The organism is Pseudomonas viridiflava, assembly GCF_900602065.1.
Taxonomy (GTDB): Bacteria; Pseudomonadota; Gammaproteobacteria; order Pseudomonadales; family Pseudomonadaceae; genus Aquipseudomonas.
The window spans coordinates 1-278 of record NZ_UWFN01000071.1; the positions used below are offsets into that span (position 1 = coordinate 1).

Annotated in this window: 1 protein-coding gene; it reads left to right on the top strand. The window is 56.8% G+C overall.

Annotated features, from left to right (window positions below):
- Window positions 1-48: 48 nt before the first annotated feature.
- Window positions 49-278, top strand: a 230-nt coding sequence (locus EE949_RS29605; protein ID WP_241152841.1) for a hypothetical protein, incomplete at its 3' end; no start/stop codon positions are given.

A 278-nucleotide genomic window follows, 5' to 3' on the forward strand; every position in this document is an offset into this window, starting at 1 on the left:
CACTTGCTCTCCAGCGCTAGCATTCTCTATGGTGACCGCGAGATTTTTATGCGGGAACTTACCGACGAGATCGCTCATCCGTTCTATCCAGAGATTGCGGTTCTCAATCGGGGCGGCGCTTTGACGCTTGTCTCGGAGAGCAGCACGGTTAACGGTTATAGTCTTTTGGAGTCACCGACGCGTGGCGCTGAGGAAGCCATGACCGATGTCGATCCAACGGCTGCAGCCAAACAGGCGCGCGAGCTCTTGGAGCGTTATGTTGGGCTGCAGCCCCACGA